16 protein-coding genes are annotated in these 17477 nt (G+C 70.2%); 9 read left to right on the forward strand and 7 right to left on the reverse strand.

Features of this window, described 5'->3' with window-relative positions; translation table 11 throughout:
• Positions 1-20 precede the first annotated feature (20 nt).
• Genes AB0N59_RS06010 through AB0N59_RS06025 form a run of 4 tightly spaced genes read right to left on the reverse strand, consistent with a single transcriptional unit; the run spans position 21 to position 3328 of the window.
• Positions 21-329 carry a hypothetical protein gene (locus tag AB0N59_RS06010; RefSeq protein ID WP_363480160.1) on the reverse strand — a complete coding sequence of 103 codons (309 nt, stop codon included), beginning with the start codon at positions 327-329 and terminating at the stop codon, positions 21-23.
• Positions 330-360: 31 nt separating this feature from the next.
• On the reverse strand, positions 361-1539 hold the full coding sequence (locus AB0N59_RS06015; RefSeq protein WP_363480163.1) for a multidrug effflux MFS transporter: 1179 nt from the start codon (positions 1537-1539) through the stop codon (positions 361-363).
• Between the two features lie 2 nt (positions 1540-1541).
• Complete coding sequence (locus AB0N59_RS06020; protein ID WP_363480165.1) at positions 1542-2900, reverse strand: MFS transporter; 1359 nt, start codon at positions 2898-2900, stop codon at positions 1542-1544.
• Positions 2897-3328, reverse strand: a complete 432-nt coding sequence (locus AB0N59_RS06025) for a MarR family transcriptional regulator (protein ID WP_363480168.1) — start codon at positions 3326-3328, stop codon at positions 2897-2899. Before AB0N59_RS06025 ends, AB0N59_RS06020 begins: the two co-directional genes overlap by 4 nt.
• 90 nt (positions 3329-3418) lie before the next feature.
• Here AB0N59_RS06025 and AB0N59_RS06030 point away from each other — a divergent pair, with 90 nt between their 5' ends.
• The 5 genes from AB0N59_RS06030 (at position 3419) to AB0N59_RS06050 (ending at position 7930) form a co-directional block, all read left to right on the forward strand.
• Positions 3419-4171 carry a copper homeostasis protein CutC gene (locus tag AB0N59_RS06030; protein ID WP_363480171.1) on the forward strand — a complete coding sequence of 251 codons (753 nt, stop codon included), beginning with the start codon at positions 3419-3421 and terminating at the stop codon, positions 4169-4171.
• Positions 4172-4223: 52 nt separating this feature from the next.
• Complete coding sequence (locus AB0N59_RS06035; protein WP_363480174.1) at positions 4224-5087, forward strand: alpha/beta hydrolase; 864 nt, start codon at positions 4224-4226, stop codon at positions 5085-5087.
• Position 5088: 1 nt separating this feature from the next.
• The gene (gene pnuC, locus AB0N59_RS06040) at positions 5089-5796 is read left to right on the forward strand and encodes a nicotinamide riboside transporter PnuC (protein ID WP_363480177.1); all 708 of its coding nucleotides are present in this window, start codon (positions 5089-5091) and stop codon (positions 5794-5796) included.
• A 41-nt stretch (positions 5797-5837) separates the two neighbouring features.
• The gene (locus AB0N59_RS06045; protein WP_363480180.1) at positions 5838-6887 is read left to right on the forward strand and encodes a biotin/lipoate A/B protein ligase family protein; all 1050 of its coding nucleotides are present in this window, start codon (positions 5838-5840) and stop codon (positions 6885-6887) included.
• 125 nt (positions 6888-7012) lie between these two features.
• Positions 7013-7930, forward strand: a complete 918-nt coding sequence (locus AB0N59_RS06050; RefSeq protein WP_363480183.1) for a site-specific DNA-methyltransferase — start codon at positions 7013-7015, stop codon at positions 7928-7930.
• A 1-nt stretch (position 7931) separates the two neighbouring features.
• Here AB0N59_RS06050 and AB0N59_RS06055 read toward each other — a convergent pair whose 3' ends face one another.
• Both AB0N59_RS06055 and AB0N59_RS06060 read right to left on the reverse strand, forming a co-directional pair.
• Entirely contained in the window at positions 7932-8576 is a 645-nt protein-coding gene (locus tag AB0N59_RS06055; protein WP_363480186.1) for a DUF6226 family protein, read from the reverse strand.
• A gap of 33 nt (positions 8577-8609) precedes the next feature.
• The gene (locus tag AB0N59_RS06060) at positions 8610-9503 is read right to left on the reverse strand and encodes a LysR family transcriptional regulator (RefSeq protein ID WP_363480188.1); all 894 of its coding nucleotides are present in this window, start codon (positions 9501-9503) and stop codon (positions 8610-8612) included.
• Between the two features lie 140 nt (positions 9504-9643).
• On the opposite strand from AB0N59_RS06060, the gene AB0N59_RS06065 reads away from it, so the two are divergent.
• From AB0N59_RS06065 to AB0N59_RS06080, 4 genes are all read left to right on the forward strand, one after another.
• Positions 9644-10345 (forward strand): hypothetical protein, encoded by a 702-nt coding sequence (locus AB0N59_RS06065; RefSeq protein ID WP_363480191.1) that lies wholly within the window; start codon positions 9644-9646, stop codon positions 10343-10345.
• Positions 10345-11046, forward strand: coding sequence for a TNT domain-containing protein (locus AB0N59_RS06070; protein ID WP_363480194.1), 702 nt, complete (start codon positions 10345-10347; stop codon positions 11044-11046). The genes AB0N59_RS06065 and AB0N59_RS06070 overlap by 1 nt, the downstream gene beginning before the upstream one ends.
• Positions 11043-11345 carry a hypothetical protein gene (locus tag AB0N59_RS06075; RefSeq protein ID WP_363480197.1) on the forward strand — a complete coding sequence of 101 codons (303 nt, stop codon included), beginning with the start codon at positions 11043-11045 and terminating at the stop codon, positions 11343-11345. Before AB0N59_RS06070 ends, AB0N59_RS06075 begins: the two co-directional genes overlap by 4 nt.
• An 82-nt stretch (positions 11346-11427) precedes the next feature.
• On the forward strand, positions 11428-14880 hold the full coding sequence (locus AB0N59_RS06080) for a bifunctional proline dehydrogenase/L-glutamate gamma-semialdehyde dehydrogenase (RefSeq protein ID WP_363480200.1): 3453 nt from the start codon (positions 11428-11430) through the stop codon (positions 14878-14880).
• A 156-nt stretch (positions 14881-15036) separates the two neighbouring features.
• Here AB0N59_RS06080 and AB0N59_RS06085 read toward each other — a convergent pair whose 3' ends face one another.
• Positions 15037-17451, reverse strand: a complete 2415-nt coding sequence (locus AB0N59_RS06085) for a polysaccharide lyase 8 family protein (protein ID WP_363480203.1) — start codon at positions 17449-17451, stop codon at positions 15037-15039.
• Positions 17452-17477: the final 26 nt, after the last annotated feature.

Raw genomic sequence — 17477 nt, forward strand, 5'->3', positions numbered from 1 at the left:
CGCTACCGAGATCGGCGCGTTCACGCGGGAGTGTCGTCGGGGTCGAGCGACTTCAGCGCATCGCGCTCGACCGCCGTGTCCGCGGTGAGCTGGTCTTCCGTGTTCTCGTCCCCGCCCAGCGGTGCTCCGTCATCCGCCCGCTCACCGGCAGGCTCCTGCGACGCATCGGCCGCTGCAGCCTCGTCCGGAGGCGAGGCGTCGTCGGTGGAATCCGCCTGCGGCCACTCCTGCTGACGCGGCATGCCGCTGCCCAGCGGGTCGTGTCCGGGAACGTGCGGGTGCTGGCCGTCGGGTGAGCCGTACTTCGGGGTGCGCTCGTGGTCGTTCATGCCGCGACGGTAGGCGTGCGGTGCCGCGCGCTCACACCCCCTTGACAGCGCGCGGGTGGCAGAGAGTCAGCACCAGGGCGACGGTGAACGATGCCAGCATCGTCGCGCCCATGATCGTCGCCGACACCCCGAGCATCGACACGAGCGGCGGTACGAACGCGCCGAGCAGCATCGACATCGTGCCCAGCACGGCCGAGGCCGATCCCGCGCTGTGCCGGATCCGCCCGAGGGCGATCGCCGTCAGCGACGGGTTGTTCACGCCGTGGGTCGACATCGCGACGAAGAGGGGCACGAGCAGCCAGGGAACGGCCGACCCGAGCATCCCGGCCAGTGTCAGCGCGACCGAGGCGGCGATGGCGACGCTCAGCGTCCACCGCAGCAGCCGCAGGCCGGGAACCCGGCCGGCGAGGCGGCGGTTGAGCTGCGCCATGGCCATGATGCCGATCGAGTTCGCGGCGAACACGAGCGCGAACTGCTGCGCGGTGAGGCCGAACTGCTGCTGCAGCACGAAGGGAGACAGCTGCAGGTAGGTGAACAGGGCGACCGAGGCGCATCCGAGAGTGACCGCGCTGAGCATGAAGCCGAGGTTCGCGAGCGCCGATCCGAGGCCGCGCACGTCGCTGCCGACGCCGCCCGTGGTGCGCTGCGCGCGATCGAGCGTCTCGGGAACCGAGGCGGCGGTGGCGAGCAGCAGCGCGCCGATCACCGCGAGGGCGATGAACACCCCGCGCCAGTCCGACACGGTCGCGACCGCGCCGCCGATGAGCGGGGCGAGCACCGGGGCGACTCCCATCACGGCCGCGAGCGTCGAGTAGGCGGCGACCGCCTCGGCACCTGAGAACACGTCATGCACCACGGCCCTCGCGATCACCATGCCGGCTGCGCCGCACAGGCCCTGCACGATGCGCACCGCGACCAGCGTCTCGATGGTGGGCGCGAGGGCGCACAGCGCCGAGGTGACGACGAACCCCGAGATGGCCAGGATGAGCGGCATCCGGCGGCCGAACCGGTCGCTGATCGGTCCCCACAGCAGCTGCCCGAGTGCGAGGCCGATCATGCACGCGCTCATCGTGAACTGCGTGAGCGACTCCGAGGCGCCGAGGTCGGCACCGAGCTGCGGCAGCGACGGCAGGTACACGTCGAGCGAGATGGGACCGAAGGCCGTGAGCGCACCGAGCGCGATCATGAGCCGGCGGGGGTGCTGCGGCACAGTCAGTCCTCGCCGTCGCGCGGGTCCGCGAGCCGGATCGGGGTCGTCGCCGTCGGGCGGTCGTCGAAGGAGCCCGGGTCCATCGCGCGGATCACCGACAGCGGGCGGGTCTCGTCGAGCGTGAGCTGGAAGCGGCGATCGCTGCTGCGGTGCAGTCGGCCCGACCACAGCATCCATCCGATCCCGATGCCGAACGCGACGATGCCGGCCACGCCGCCGACCATGATGGCCGTGCGAGCCGAGAAGGTGTCGACGATCCACCCGGCGATCGGAGCGCCGATCGGGGTGGAGCCCATGATCACGGCCATGTAGAGCGCGAGCACCCGGCCGCGCAGCGCGGCATCCGTCGTCGTCTGCACGTACCCGTTGGCGGTCGTGAGCATGGTGACGATCGTGAACCCGACGAGCATGAGCGTCGCGCCGTAGGCCCAGTAGGTGGGCATGAGGGCGGAGACGACGGATGCCACGCCGAACCCGCCCGCCGCGATGACCAGCACCCGCACGCGGGCGCGGTCGCGGCGCGCCGCGAGCAGAGCCCCGGTCAGAGATCCGATCGCCAGCACGGAGCTGAGCACGCCGTATCCGTCGGCGTCGCGACCGAACTCGATCGCCATGGTCGACGCGAAGATCGGGAAGTTCATGCCGAACGCGCCGATCAGGAACACCATCACGAACACCACGAGCAGGTCGGGGCGGCGCCACACGTAGCGGAAGCCCTCTCCCAGACCACCGCCGCTGCGATTCTTCACCCGCGGAGTCAGCTCGTTCACGCGGATGAGCATCAGCGCCACGATCATCGCGAGGAACGTCACCGCGTTGGCGACGAAGACCCAGCCCGTGCCGAGCAGCACGATGAGGATTCCGCCGACGGCGGGCCCGACCAGGCGCGCCATGTTGAACGCGGCCGAGTTCAGGGCCACGGCGTTCGAGGTGTCTTCGAGGCTCACCATGTCTGACACGAACGCCTGCCGTGCGGGCGCGTCGAATGCGTTCGCGACGCCGAACGCGGCCGCGAACACGAACATCAGCGGCAGGGTCATGACGCCCGTGAGCAGCAGCACGGCCACGGCGATCGCGAGCAGCATCAGAGCGGCCTGCGTGCACAGCAGCACGCGGCGCCGGTCGAAGCGGTCGGCCACCCATCCGGTGAGGCTCACGAGCACCAGGGGAGGGCCGAACTGCAGGGCCATGGTGATGCCCATCGCGGTGGCGTCGTTGTCGGTGAGCTCGGTGAGCACCACCCAGTCCTGCGCGGTGGCCTGCATCCAGCCGCCGATGTTCGAGATGACGCCGCCGAGGAACCACGTGCGGTAGTTGAAGCTGCGGAACGAGCGGAACATGCCAGTGGACGACGGGCTCATGCGTCGGCCATCCGCCGCAGCAGAGACGACGCGGAGTGCAGCACGGCCAGCTCGTCGTCATCGAAACGCTGTGCGTCGATCAGGTCGGCCATCAGCTGGTTGCGCTTGCGGATCGTCTCGACGACGACGCTCTCGCCCTGATCGGTCAGCTCGACGTAGACCCGGCGCCGGTCGTCTTCGTCAGGAACGCGCACCACGAGCCCGAGCTCGGCCAGACCGTTCACGGTGGCGCTCATCGTGGGGGCGGTGACGTGCTCGTGCTCGGCGAGGCTCGAGAGCGTGCGTCGACCGTGAGCGCGCAGCGCGCCGAGCGTGGCGAGCTGGGCGTCGCTCATCGCGTCGACGGCGCGTGCGGAGCGCAGGCGCCGAGTGAGGCGGAAGAGGGCGTAGCGAAGCTCGGCGGCGGAGTCGTCGAAGTCGGTGGCCATTACTTAGATAGCCTAACTAAGATTTCCGGCGGTGGGGCCGGATGAAAATATTGCCCGCTGATCTGTCGCTGGCCGCCGTCGGGTGCGAAAATGATTCTCATGCCTCTCGCGCTCGAAGTCGCCGTCCAGAACACCGCCGGCGTGCGCATCGCGCGGGAGATCGGAGCGACGCGAGTCGAGCTGACGCAGGCACTGGCGCTCGGCGGCCTCACCCCGTCGCGGGCCACGATCGAGCTGGCGGTCGAGGCGCGCGGAGACAGCGGACCCGAGGTGCACGTGCTGATCCGTCCGCGTGCGGGCGACTTCCACTACGACGACGACGAGTTCGTCGTCATGGAGCGAGACGTGCGCGACGCGCTCGCCGCCGGAGCCCACGGAGTGGTGATCGGATGCCAGGACGCGACCGGCGCGCTCGACCGCGACGGCCTCGCGCGACTGCGTGACGCCGCAGCCGGAGCCCCCGTCACCGTGCACCGCGTGGTCGACACGACCCCCGACCCTCTCGCGGCCCTCCGGCTCGCCCGCGAGCTGGGCATGAGCCGGGTGCTCACCTCGGGCGGGGCCTCGCGGGCGGTCGACGGACTCGACGTGCTGCGGGCCCTCGTGCGAGAGGCGGCCGGCGACATCGAGGTGATGGCGGGCAGCGGCATCACCGCCGCCGATGTCGTGACGGTCGCCGGCACAGGTGTCGACGCCGTGCACTTCTCGGCGAAGCGCACCGTGACCGCCGACAACGGCGTGCGCCTCGGCTCGGCGAGCGACGGCGACGCCGGGCACGAGGTCACCGACCTCGACGCCGCTCGCTCGATCGTCGACGCCCTGGCGCGGGCTCAGGCCGCCTGAGCCGCGCCGACGGAGCCGCTCTGTCGTGCCCGGCGTCCGTAGAATCTGACGCATGGCCGCCCCTCGCACCGCTGAGTTCGTCGATGCCCACGGCATCGCCATCGTCTACGACGTCTACGAGGCGGTCGGAACCGCCAGAGGCGTCGTGCAGCTGCTGCACGGGGTCGGCGAGCACGCCGGGCGCTACGTGCGCACGATCGAGGCGCTGACCGGCGCCGGGTTCCACGTCTACGCCGACGATCACCGAGGGCACGGGCGCACCGGCATCCGGCAGCACGGCGGGCCCGCGAAGCTCGGCCGGCTCGGCCCCGGCGGCCTGCGCGCGGCCGTCGCCGCGTGCTGGCAGCTGACCGAGATCATCCGCTCCGAGCGCCCCGATCTGCCACTGGTCCTGCTCGGGCACTCGTGGGGATCGTTCCTGTCGCAGATGCTGCTGAACCAGCATCCGGAGGCGTACGACGCGGTCGTGCTGTCGGGCTCTGCCCTGCGCACCCCGCGCGACCTCAACGCCGCGCCCCTCAACGCACGGTGGAAGGGGCCGGACGCCGACGGGCTCGAATGGCTCTCGCGCGACGAGGCCGTGTGGGCGGCGTTCCACGACGACCCGCTGACCACCGAGGTGCCGCTGCTCACGCTCTTCGGGCCCATCGAGGCCGCGCGCCTGTACGGCCTGCCGAAGCGCAACCTCGGGCACCGCATTCCCGTGCTGCTGATGGTCGGCCGCGACGACCCGGTCGGCGGTCCGCGCAGCGTGCACAAGCTGGCCGACGCATACCGCACGCGGTCGGGCCTCGACGACGTGACCACCCTCGTCTACCCCGACGCGCGCCACGAGATCTTCAACGAGCTGCAGCAGGACGAGGTGCGGGCAGACCTGCTCGCGTGGCTCGACGCGCGCATCCCGGCGAAGAGCTGAGGTGGCCGTCGTCCTGCAGTGGCTGATCGACGCATTCGACGCGCAGATCGCCATCGGCTCGTCTGCCCTGCTCGTGCGCGAGGTGGTCGGCAACGTCTTCGGACTCGCGAGCGCGCTCGGCGCCATGCGCCGGCGGCTGTGGGCGTGGCCCGTGGGCATCGTGGGCAACCTGCTGCTGCTCACCGTCTTCCTCGGCAGCGTGTTCGGCACAGAGCACGCCGCCAACCTGCTCGGCCAGGCCGGGCGCCAGGTGATGTTCATCGCCGTGTCGATCTACGGGTGGGTTCGATGGCGACAGGCCCGCGACAGCGACGGGCACGCCGTCACACCCCGGTGGGCATCCGGCCGCACCCGGCTGCTGCTGGCCGTTGCGCTCGTGGCGGGGACGGCGGCGCTCACGCCGCTGTTCCGGATGCTGGGTTCGTACGAGCCCGTATGGAGCGACGCGTGGACGTTCGTCGGGTCGCTGCTGGCGACCTGGGCGATGGCGAAGGGCTGGGTCGAGTTCTGGCTGATCTGGGTGGCGGTGGATGCCGTGGGCGTGCCGCTGCTGTTCTCTGCCGGCTACTACGCGACCGCCTTCATGTACCTCTTCTACGGCGCGTTCACGATCGTCGGGTTCTTCGTGTGGATGCGCGCCTCGCGCGGGGCCAAGCCTCGCATCGACACCGACCTGCCCGATCCGACCGTGCGGGGCGCGCGCGGGTGAATCCCGACGAGGGGCGACGGGCACGCGGTTAAGATCGAAGAGTGCATGGTGAGTACAAGGTCCCCGGTGGAAAGCTCGTCGTCGTCGACCTCGAGGTCGCAGATGGACTGATCCGCGACTTCCGTCTCGCGGGCGACTTCTTCCTCGAACCCGACACGGCGCTCGAGGCCATCAACGCCGCTGTCGAGGGCATGCCCGTCGAGGCCGATGTCGCCACGATCGCCGCCGCCGTGCGCGCAGCGCTGCCCGAAGGAGCCCAGCTGCTCGGCTTCTCGCCCGAGGCCGTCGGCACCGTGGTGCGCCGCGCCCTCGTGACCGCACCCGGCTGGCGCGACTTCGACTGGGAGATCGCGCACGAGAAGGCCGTCTCGCCCCGCATGAACCTCGCACTCGACGAGGTGCTCACCTCACGCGTGGGAGAGGGGCGGCGACGCCCCACCCTGCGCATCTGGGAGTGGGACGAATCGGCCGTCGTGATCGGCTCGTTCCAGTCGTACCGCAACGAGGTCGATCCCGACGGCGCGGCCAGGCACGGCTTCGACGTCGTGCGACGCATCTCGGGCGGCGGCGCCATGATGATGGCCGCCGGTCAGATCATCACCTACTCGCTGTACGTGCCCGCCTCTCTCGTGCAGGGCATGACCTTCGCCGACTCGTACGCCTTCCTCGACGACTGGGTGCTGCACGCGCTGCGATCGATCGGCATCGAGGCCACCTATCAGCCGCTCAACGACATCGCGTCGCCCACGGGCAAGATCGGCGGCGCCGCGCAGAAGCGCCTGGCCAACGGGGGAGTGCTGCACCACGCGACCATCTCGTACGACATCGACGGTCAGACCATGACAGAGGTGCTGCGCATCGGCCGCGAGAAGCTGAGCGACAAGGGCACGACGTCGGCCGCAAAGCGCGTCGACCCGCTGCGCACGCAGACCGGCATGGAGCGCGCCGAGATCATCGAGCGCTTCAAGGCCACGTTCCGGGCGCTGACCGGCGCAGAAGACGGCGCGATCACCGCCGACGAGTACGCCGAGGCTGAGGCTCTGGTCGAGAGCAAGTTCGCGACCGACGCGTGGCTGCACCGGGTTCCGTGACGGCGACGGCTCCGGAGGGCGAGCGCTCCGCGCGGAGAAGTGCGCCTGCCGCGGAGGAATCCGCGACATTAGTCCGCGCGAAGCGCACAACTCCGCGCCAGACGCACAAGGCTCAGCCCGGCTCGGTGGAGATCATCGAGGGCGACAACCTCGCGGCGGCCGCATCGCTGGCATCCGGATCCTTCACCCTGGTCTACCTCGACCCTCCGTTCAACACCGGGCGCACCCGTGGCCGTGAGGTCGTCACCGCCCGGCGGCTGATCGCAGCTCAGGAGGAATCCGCCGATTCGGTCGTCGAGGCGGTCGAGCCGGCGGTTGCGGCCGCGGATCTCCTGAGTAATGAACAGGCGGATGCCGAGAAGGAGATCCGCTACGGGTTCCACGGGCATTCGTATGAGCGGGTTCGGGGCATGCTGCGCACGTTCGACGACCGCTTCGACGACTACGGCGAGTTCCTCATGCCGCGGCTCGAAGAGGCGTGGCGTCTGCTCGCCGACGACGGCACCCTGTACCTGCACCTCGACTACCGCGAGGCGCACTACGCCAAGGTGATGATGGATGCCGTCTTCGGGCGCGACTGCTTCTTGAACGAGCTCATCTGGGCGTACGACTACGGCGCGAAGTCGCGCAGCCGCTGGCCCACCAAGCACGACACGATCCTCGTGTACGCCAAGGACCCCGGGCGCCATGTGTTCAACGCCGACGACATCGACCGCGAGCCGTACATGGCCCCCGGCCTCGTGACCGCCGCGAAGGCCGCCCGGGGCAAGCTGCCCACCGACGTGTGGTGGCACACGATCGTGCCCACCACGGGGCGCGAGAAGACCGGCTACCCGACCCAGAAGCCCGAGGGCGTTCTGCGGCGCATCGTGCAGGCGTCTTCGCGGCCGGGCGATCGCGTGCTCGACCTGTTCGCCGGCTCGGGCACCACGGGAGCCGTCGCGTCGAGGCTCGGACGGCACGCGGTGCTCGTCGACGACAACCCCGAGGCGATCCGCGTGATGCGCGAGCGGATGCCGCACGCCGCGGTGCGCGCGGTCTGACTCAGCCGCGAGGCGCCGGCGGCCACGGAGCCCAGGCGCCCGTCCGGGCGGTGAGCGCGTGAATCGCAGCGGCGAGGCGCTCGGGCGGCACATCCTCCCCGCGCGACTGGCTCGAGCTCGACCCGTTGGGGAACACGGTCTCGGACTCGATCCACGGGGGACGCCCGGCGCGGGTGCTCTCGCGATAGTTTCCGGTCACGACCGCGAGCACCTGCTGCTCGAGGTCGTCGGCCTCGGCCGACCACTCCTCGTCGCAGGCCTCGCATCCGCAGGACGGGTAGAAGAAGTCGTGCAGCACGCCCGCGTGCAGCAGGATGCCCGGGTACCCGGTGAACACGAAGGTCAGCGCCGCACAGGCCGGGTCGCGCGGTCGGATCCGCACAGCACGCACGACATCGGGGTGAGGGTGGATCAGATCCGCCGCTACCTCGATGCCGTCGTCGGCCTCCACGTCGTATTCGGCGAGAAGGTGGTCGATGAGCGCGTCGGCGATCGTGTGCAGCGGCGCGAAGCGCTCGGGGTTCCGCGAGACGGAGTAGCTGTCTGCAGGAGGCGAATCGACCCAGCGCCGCCCGTACTTGATCACGCGGCCGTCGTCGTCGCGGAAGACCGGCGGCGCGACGGCAGGGCGCAGGTACGAGGACATGCGTTCATCCTCGCGCGCCAGGCGCCCGTCCGGCTAGGGCGCGACGCGGCGGTGCGCGGCGAAGGCGTCGCGCAGGGCGGTGCGCACGAGATCGACGGCCTCATGCGCACGCGAGGCGGCGCGCACCGCCGTGAACACCTCGCGCACGGGGGAGCCCGGCAGGTCGGCGACGGTGAGGGGGCTCGGCTCGTCGCCCCAGATCAGGTCGGGCAGCATGCCCACGGCGTGACCGGATGCCACCAGCCGCACGTGCGCGGTGAGGTCGGCGGCCTCGAACCGCACGTCGGGTTCGAACCCCGCGGCCCGGCACTGCTGCACCGTCCACTGCCGCACCGCTGTTCCCTCTGGCTCCATCACCCAGGCGCGATCACGCAGCTCGTGCAGGGGCAGCGGATGCTCTGAAGGCGGCAGCACGATGCGGATGGGGTCCTCTCCGAGAAGCTCGTGCACGACGCCGTCGCGCTGCTCGCGGGTCTGACCGGGGTACTGCTCGGCGATCACCAGGTCGAAGCGGCGGGCCCAGAGCTCGAACAGGCTCTCCTCCGGAGGCAGCTCGGCGAGCTCGACCCGCAGCTCGGGCTCGCGCTCGGCCAGCAGCGTCAGCGCGGCGGGTGCGATCGTCTGCGCGGCGGTGGGCATGGCGGCGATGCGCACCGGCTCCCAGCCCGCATGCGCGGTCAGCGCTGCGCGCGCCTCTTCATCGAGTTCGAGGGCGCGTGCGGCGTGCTCGGCCAGCATCCGGCCCTGCGGCGTGAGCCGCACCCGGCGGCCGTCGGGCTCGAGCAGCGCCACCCCGGCCTCTTTCTCGAGCAGCGCGAGCTGCTGCGAGACGGTCGAGGGGGAGTACGACAGAGATGCCGCGACCTCGGAGATCGTGCCGCGCAGTGCCAGCTCGTGCAGCAGCCGGAGGCGGCGGAGTTCGAACACCGGGATCTGCTTTCTGCGGCCGGACGGGACCCTTACATCCTAGATTCGGGCGTGCGCAGAAGAAGGCGCATGGGGAGCACTCCCCATCGCGCGCGCCCCCTGCGGACCGTTACGGTTCTCGAGGAGGTTGTGCCGTGGGAATGATGTTGCCGAACGAACTCGTCTGGATCATGGAGAAGCTCGGATTCGAGTGGCCCGATATCGACGAGGACGAGGTGCGCAAGGGCGCCGTGCTCGTGCGCAACTTCGGCGACGACCTCGAGGGCATCGTGCAGGCCGTCGATCGCCAGATGAACAGCGAGCTCACCGCATCGCTGATGGGCAAGACCGGGCCCGCGACGATGAGCGCCTGGAACACGAACCGCTCGCAGAACCTGCAGAAGCTGATCGACATCATGCCGCCGGCTGCGGTCGCGATGGATGTCGGCGCCGGGGCGATCTTCGCGCTCAAGATGAAGGTCATCGTCGACGTGACCACGACGATGATCGCGCTCGTGGGCATGCTGACCAACCCGATCACGGCCGTCGGCGCCGGCCCCATGCTGATCATCAAGAAGAAGCTGCTCAACGCCGCGGTCGACATCGCGGTCGAGCAGCTTCTGAACCAGCTGGCCCCCGCCGTCATCGAGCCGATGGCGCAGCAGCTGCCCGCCGTGATCGATGCGATCCTCGATGCTCCCCTGGTCGAGGCATCCGTCGGCGACTCGGACGAGTTCCAGGCAGACCTGGCGGCCCTCGAAGACGCGCAGAGCACGATGAAGGTGCACGGCTCCGACATTCAGACCCTCACCTCGACGTTCTTCGCCGAGTTCTCGGCCCTGGACTTCGGAGGCGACGACTGATGAGCGCCCTGAAGCCGATCTTCCGCGAGCTGCGACAGGCGGTGCTCGACGGTTTCGCGCACTCGCGCGACAAGCTGCACCAGCTGACCGACAACCTCACCGACCACTTCGACAACGTGGTGCACCAGGTCAGGGGCATCGACAAGTTCGACGATCTGCCCGATGGGCCCGGCAGGCCGGGCGGACGCACGCCGGGCGACGACCGTCTGATCCCGCGCCCTGAATGCCTCGACGGCAACGGCGAGATCGACTGGTCGAAAGCGCCGCACAACGGATTCACGCTCGACGCGGACGGCAACCCGATCATGCGGGATCACGTGCCGAGCGCCGGCGACCGGTTCGATCGCTACGGCGACCCGAACGGCCGCTACGTGTCGCCGGTGGGCGATGACGGGCCCTTCTCGTACGACAGCCGCTCGTTGCCCTACGCCGAGAACCCGAACGCCTATCACGCGTACGAATGGCTGCACTCGCCCGCCGATGTGCAGTCGGTGTACGACAACCTCGACGGCACGACCCGTGCGGCCGTCGATGACGTGCTCGAGAAGTACGACATGGATCTGAGCGACCTCTCGCACGTGACTCGCGGCGAGGCCGCGGCCATCCCCGAGTGGGGCACGCCGGGCGGCGCCACCCAGGACCTGCTGCCGGTGAGCGTGGACCTGCTCGATAAGATGGGCATGATCAAGGAGGTGCCGTGATGGACGTCAGCGAGCTCATGGAGATCGTCGCGGCCGAGGATCTCGACATGCCGGTGATCGAGGGCGCAGGGCGCCTGCACCTCGATGCCGTGGTCATGCAGCGCGAGGGCTCGTCGTGGAAGGTGTTCCTCGTCGATGAGCGGCATCAGCCGATCGCCCCGACCGTGCGGTCGTTCGACGATGAGTCCGACGCACTCGAGCACGTCCTGCGCAAGCTGCGGCAGGTTCAGAAGTCACGGCGCTCCATGGCGGCGCTGAACGCGCGCGACGCCGTCGCTCCGGAGAACGGCGAGAGCTGACTCAAACCCTTCGATATGACCGAACGGTCATCATCGCTAACGATCGCTTTTCTTGCAGAGTGGATACCGGCATCCTGTAGGAATGACCTCCCCTGCGCCTGCTCACGAAGCATCCATCGCCGAACTCGCCGCCCTCGGCGACGATGCCGTCGCCCTCGTCAGGAAGTGGCTCGTCGAGAGCCGCGACGTGCCGACGGATGCCGCGGGCGAGCGCCTCGCCGGCGTGCTGCGCGACCCGAACGGCCTCGACTTCACGGTCGGCTTCGTCGACGGCGTCGTGCGTCCTGAAGACCTCAAGGTCGCAGCCGCCAAGCTCAAGGAGCTCGTGCCGCTGACCCCCGGCTTCCTGCCCGCCCCGATGCGCGGAGCGATCGGCCTCGGCGGCTTCGCCGCCGGCATCGTGCCCGGCGTCGTCGTGCCGTCGGCCCGCGCCGTGCTGCGCCAGATGGTGCGTCACCTCATCGTCGACGCGCGCGACGAGAAGCTCGGAGCCGCGATCAAGCACATCCGCGAGTCGCAGGGCGTGAAGCTCAACATCAACCTGCTCGGCGAGGCGATCCTCGGCCGCGAAGAGGCCAAGCGCCGCCTCGAGGGCACCCGCCGCCTGCTCGAGCGCGACGACGTCGACTACGTCTCGATCAAGGTGTCGTCGACCGTCGCCCCGCACAGCCCGTGGGCCTTCGACGAGGCCGTCGCCGACGCCGCCGAGGCTCTTCTGCCGCTGTACCGGATCGCCGCCAAGGGCGGCCCCGCCGGCGCGAAGTTCATCAACCTCGACATGGAGGAGTACAAGGACCTCGACCTCACCATCGCGGTCTTCACCTCCATCCTCGACCGTCCCGAATTCAAGAACCTCGAGGCCGGCATCGTGCTGCAGGCATACCTGCCCGACGCCCTCTCGGCGATGATGCGCCTGCAGGAGTGGGCCGCGGCCCGCGTCGCAGACGGCGGTGCGCCGATCAAGGTGCGCGTCGTCAAGGGCGCCAACCTGCCGATGGAGACCGTCGACGCCGAGACCCACGGCTGGCCGCTCGCGACCTGGTCGACCAAGCAGCAGTCGGACTCGTCGTACAAGGCGGTCATCGAGTACTCGCTGCGCCCCGAGCACGTGGGCAACGTGCGCATCGGCGTCGCCGGCCACAACCTCTTCGACATCGCCCTCGCCTGGCTGCTCGCCGAGAAGCGCGGCGTCACCCAGGGCATCGAGTTCGAGATGCTGCTCGGCATGGCCACCGCTCAGGCCGAGGTAGTCAAGCGCACCGTCGGCTCGCTGCTGCTCTACACTCCCGTGGTGCACCCCGACGAGTTCGACGTCGCGATCGCGTACCTGATCCGCCGCCTCGAAGAGGGCGCATCGCACGAGAACTTCATGTCGGCGGTGTTCGACCTCGACACCGACCCGGCGCTGTTCGAGCGCGAGAAGCAGCGGTTCCTGGCATCCATCCAGACCATCCCGACCGAGGTTCCCGCGGCCAACCGCGTGCAGAACCGTCAGCTGCCCGCTGAGCCGGCGCCCCGCGACGGCTTCGTGAACACCCCCGACACCGACCCGTCGCTCGCCGGCAACCGCGCGTGGGCCGACGCGATCCGCTCGCGCATGGTCGGCTCGACGCTCGGTGACGAGACCGTCGCCGCCAACACGCTCAGCACCTCGCAGCAGGTGTCGGACCGCATCGCCACGGCCGTGGCATCCGGTGAGGCCTGGCGCGCGCTCGGCGCCGCCGGCCGCGCCGAGATCCTGCACCGCGCCGGTGACATCCTCGAGGCCCGCCGCGCCGAGCTGCTCGAGGTCATGGGCTCCGAGGCGGGCAAGATCATCGAGCAGGGCGACCCCGAGGTCTCCGAGGCGATCGACTTCGCGCACTACTACGCCGAGAGCGCGAAGAAGCTCGCCGACGTCGACGGCGCCGTCATGCAGCCCGTTGGTCTCACGGTCGTCACCCCGCCGTGGAACTTCCCCGTCGCCATCCCCGCAGGCTCGGTGCTGTCGGCCCTCGCCACCGGCTCGCCGGTGATCATCAAGCCCGCTCGCCAGGCCCGCCGCTCTGGTGCGGTCATGGTCGAGGCACTGTGGGAGGCTGGCGTGCCCCGCGACGTGCTGCAGTACGTGCAGCTCGACGGCCGCGAGCTCGGCACCCAGCTGGTCAGCGACCCGGCCGTCGGCCGCGTCATCCTGACCGGTGGCTTCGAGACCGCCGAGCTGTTCCGCGGCTTCCGCGCCGACCTGCCCCTGCTTGCCGAGACGAGCGGCAAGAACGCCATCATCGTCACCCCGTCGGCAGACCTCGATCTCGCCGCGAAGGACGTCGCCTACTCGGCCTTCGGCCACGCGGGCCAGAAGTGCTCTGCCGCGTCGCTCGTCGTGCTCGTCGGCTCGGTCGCGAAGTCGGAGCGCTTCCGCCGCCAGCTCGTCGACGCCGTGCGCGCCTACGAGGTCGGCATGCCCGAGGACGGCACGAACCGCATCGGTCCGCTGATCGGACCCGCCGAGGGCAAGCTGCTCGGCGCCCTCACCGAGCTGCACCCCGGCCAGTCGTGGATGCTCGAGCCCAAGAAGCTCGACGAGGCCGGCCAGCTGTGGAGCCCCGGCATCCGCGACGGCGTGAAGCGCGGCAGCGAGTTCCACAAGGTCGAGTACTTCGGGCCGGTGCTCGGCGTGATGACCGCCGATTCGCTGACCGAGGCGATCGACATCGTCAACGACATCGACTACGGCCTCACCAGCGGCATCCACTCGCTCGACACCGACGAGGTGCAGCAGTGGCTCGCGAGCATCCAGGCCGGAAACGTCTACGTGAACCGCGGCACCACCGGCGCCATCGTGCAACGCCAGCCGTTCGGCGGCTGGAAGAAGGCGGCTGTCGGCGCCGGCTCCAAGGCCGGTGGCCCGAACTACCTCGTGGGTCTGTCGGAGTGGACGGATGCCCCCGTGCAGACGGCCACGAAGCTCGACGCCCTGGCCTCGTCGGCCGTCGAGCTCGTCGAGGGCGCTGACGCCGAGTGGCTGCGCGGTGCGCTGGCCACCGACATCGACGCCGTCGCCGCCGAGTTCGGCGTGGTCCGCGATGCCACGGGCCTCGTCACCGAGCAGAACGCGCTGCGCTACCAGGCTCTGCCCGTCGCGATCCGCTTCGAGGGCGCTCGTGTTGCCGAGCTGCTGCGCGTCGCGGCCGCCGGTGCGCGCCTGCGGGCTCGCGTCACCGTCAGCACGGCCTCGGCGCTGCCCGCGCGGGTCGTGACCTGGCTGGGTGCGCACGACGTCGTCGTGGTGACCGAAGACGCCGCTGCCTGGGCATCCCACGCCCAGCGTCTCGCCGCTGCGGGCGGTCGCGTGCGCCTGATCGGCGCCGACGTGCTCGAGACGGCGACCGCGGTCGAGGGCTCGCCGAGCCTCGCGATCTACGCCAACCCGGTGGTCTCGGCCGGCCGCGTCGAGCTGCTGACCTTCCTGCGCGAGCAGGCCGTGTCGATCACCGCGCACCGCTTCGGCACCCCGCACCGCTACGAGATCCCGCTTCTCGAGCCGGTGCGCTGACCCCGCATCCGCTGAATGACAAGAGACGCACCTCCGGAAGCATCCGGGGGTGCGTCTCTGGTTGGGGCCGGGGCTGCTTCGAGTCGCTCGAATCGCCGGTTCTCGGGGGCCGGAGTCGCCAGTTGAGCGATTCGAAGCCTAAGGTGGGCCGGCCGATCAGCGGTGCAGGGAGAACTGCACGGTCGTGCCTGCCGTGCCGGAGGTGTCGATGGTGAGACGGATGCCGTCGCCGCGGCGAGCGAGCGCGACGCGGGCGGCGTCGGCGCCCTCCACCCGCGTCACGGCGGTGGCGGCGACATCGATCACGAGAGTCGCGGCACTCTGCGTCGGATCGCTCACCGACATCCTCACCATGCCGGGAGTGATGCGGGCGATGACGCAGGCGGGGCGATCGGCGCCGAGCCCTCCTGCCGATCCGGCCGCCCAGAACGTGGCCGCCGTCACGTGCCCCGAGTGCCGGATGGCCTGAGCCACCTCGTCGTTGCGCAGCACCCGGAAGCGAGGGGAGCGGGCAGCGGCCGCGGTCGTCTCGGCATCCGCACCCGGATGCACGGCGTAGGCGTACCCGCCGCCTGCCGATCCTCCCACGCCGTGCGAGAGGCTCAGCGTGCCGTACCAGCGCCGCTGCAGCACGTCTGTTCCGGCTGCCGCGTTCGTGCTGTTGCGGCGCCAGGTGCCCTCGCGCTCGGCGACGCTCGCGATCAGGTCGGCAGGGCCGTCGAGCAGCACATATCCGCCCACCCCGTCCAGGTGCGCCCATCGTGCGCCGGCCACGGTCTTCTGCGTCGTCACGGGAGCACCGTCGACGATCAGGCGGCGTGCGGAGGTGCCGAGGTTGCGGTGCTCGACGGTGGTGCGCACCTCGCCCTCGCTGTCCGTCGAGATGCCGGCGCCCAGCGCGACATAGGCGTCCGGCAGGGTGAACCAGGACTTGCGGGCCGTCAGGCCCGTCCCTCCGGGCGCGACCAGATGCATCGCCGCCAGCGCGGTGTCTTCGAAGACGACGCCGCCTGTCCATTCGTTGGCGGGCGTGCGCTCGCCCCACTCGCCCTCGGGGTTGCGCGGCAGCGGGGTCAGGTCGACGGTGGTGCCGGGAGGCGCCGTGAGATCGGAGGTCGACCAGAACTCGTCGTCGAAGTGGTCTTCGTCGCCTCGCAGGTACAGGTACGTCATGCCCTGACTGGTCTTGACGCCCTCGAAGTTCTCGGCCTCGGTGCCCTCGTGCCAGGCGATCCGGTTCGAGCACATCGCGATCGCGAGGGCCCAGGAGCCGTCGGCACTGCGGTGGACGAGCCGGTCCATAGCGGGGAAGAGCCGGGGGCCCGTGGGGTCCGCCACCGCGGCCGTGTCGGAGCCCAGCAGCTCGGTGACCAGCGAGAGGCGGACGATGTTCGTCGTCGAGGTGATGCTCGCGGCGGGGTTGCCTTCGATCCACTGACGGCAGAGCCCGCGCCAGCGCGCGGCCGTGGCAGCGTCGGCCGACTGCGCGAGGCGAAGGGTGTGCTCGATCAGATCGTTGCCGTTGGTCATGCTGCGCTCGGCGTACCGGGCGACGGCGCGTCCGCGCACGGCGTCCATCATCTGCCCGCGGAACATCAGCGGTGCGAACGACCCTTCCACGACTCCCGTGACATTCGCCCTGCTCGGGTCCGTGACGTCGAACGCGGTGCCCGCCAGAAGGGCGAACAGCTTCGCGAGCCCGCCCAGCAGCACCAGGCCGTACGTTCCGGTGTAGCCGATCGTGGAGTGCTGCACGAACGAGCCGTCGCGGAAGAAGCCGTTGCCCTCGGTGATGTACTGCCAGGTGTCGCTCAGCGCCGCCACAGACGCACGGAGCAGCTCGGGGTCGGGCTGCACGATGGCGCGCACGATGATGGCCTGGCAGATGTCGACGCGGTTGGCCCCGTCGGACTCCTTCGGGCCGGTCGGGTGCTGCTGCATGCGCGGGTCGCGGTCGGGCAGGAAGTGGTCGACGGCGGTGCAGTACCTGTCGATCTCGGCCTGGTCGAGCTCGTCGTGTAGGAGGGCCATCGTGTTCGCCAGCGGCTGTGCGGCTCCGATGTTCCACGACCACCAGTTTCCCCACCACGTCGTGGCGGGGTTGTAGACCTGCTCGTGCATGTGGGCGAGTCCTCGCAGTGCGGCGTCGAGCACGGCGGGCGAGCCCTCGTGCTTCGAACCAGGCGTCGACCACGAGACCGCGAGGGTCTGGATGCCGGAGTAGTTCATGCGCATGGCGTTCGACTTCGCGATGTCGGTGGCGCCGATCGACCAGTCCTGGTCCGAGAAGTAGCGGGTGGAGGTCGGACTGATCTTCGCCAGCAGGGCATCGGTGCCCCTGTCCTGCCGTGCGATCGCGGCTGCGAAGGTCGCAGGCGAGCCGGCGATGATGCTGCGCCCGGTCAGCGTCTCGACCCACCGGGTGCGCAGCGCCTCGATCTCGGCGGGGCCGACGGCGAGGGGGCGCAGCGACGCGGCTGCGGTCAGAGGGCGGCTCGCGTCGACGAGCAGGGCCGACGCCACGGCGAAGCCGCCGAGCTGCAGGACGGTGCGGCGAGTGGGGGTGAACATTCGAACTCCTTCGGTCGTTGGCAGCG

It is taken from the genome of Microbacterium sp. NPDC089321 (assembly GCF_040684935.1).
In the GTDB taxonomy this organism is placed as follows: domain Bacteria; phylum Actinomycetota; class Actinomycetes; order Actinomycetales; family Microbacteriaceae; genus Microbacterium.

Coding starts and splice junctions, on each gene's coding strand:
- AB0N59_RS06025 (WP_363480168.1), bottom strand. CDS start 3,328: ATGGCCACCGACTTCGACGACTCCGCCGCCGAGCTTCGCTACGCCCTC.
- AB0N59_RS06085 (WP_363480203.1), bottom strand. CDS start 17,451: ATGTTCACCCCCACTCGCCGCACCGTCCTGCAGCTCGGCGGCTTCGCC.
- AB0N59_RS06080 (WP_363480200.1), top strand. CDS start 11,428: ATGACCTCCCCTGCGCCTGCTCACGAAGCATCCATCGCCGAACTCGCC.
- AB0N59_RS06010 (WP_363480160.1), bottom strand. CDS start 329: ATGAACGACCACGAGCGCACCCCGAAGTACGGCTCACCCGACGGCCAG.
- AB0N59_RS06065 (WP_363480191.1), top strand. CDS start 9,644: ATGATGTTGCCGAACGAACTCGTCTGGATCATGGAGAAGCTCGGATTC.
- AB0N59_RS06020 (WP_363480165.1), bottom strand. CDS start 2,900: ATGAGCCCGTCGTCCACTGGCATGTTCCGCTCGTTCCGCAGCTTCAAC.
- AB0N59_RS06035 (WP_363480174.1), top strand. CDS start 4,224: ATGGCCGCCCCTCGCACCGCTGAGTTCGTCGATGCCCACGGCATCGCC.
- AB0N59_RS06070 (WP_363480194.1), top strand. CDS start 10,345: ATGAGCGCCCTGAAGCCGATCTTCCGCGAGCTGCGACAGGCGGTGCTC.
- AB0N59_RS06030 (WP_363480171.1), top strand. CDS start 3,419: ATGATTCTCATGCCTCTCGCGCTCGAAGTCGCCGTCCAGAACACCGCC.
- AB0N59_RS06055 (WP_363480186.1), bottom strand. CDS start 8,576: ATGTCCTCGTACCTGCGCCCTGCCGTCGCGCCGCCGGTCTTCCGCGAC.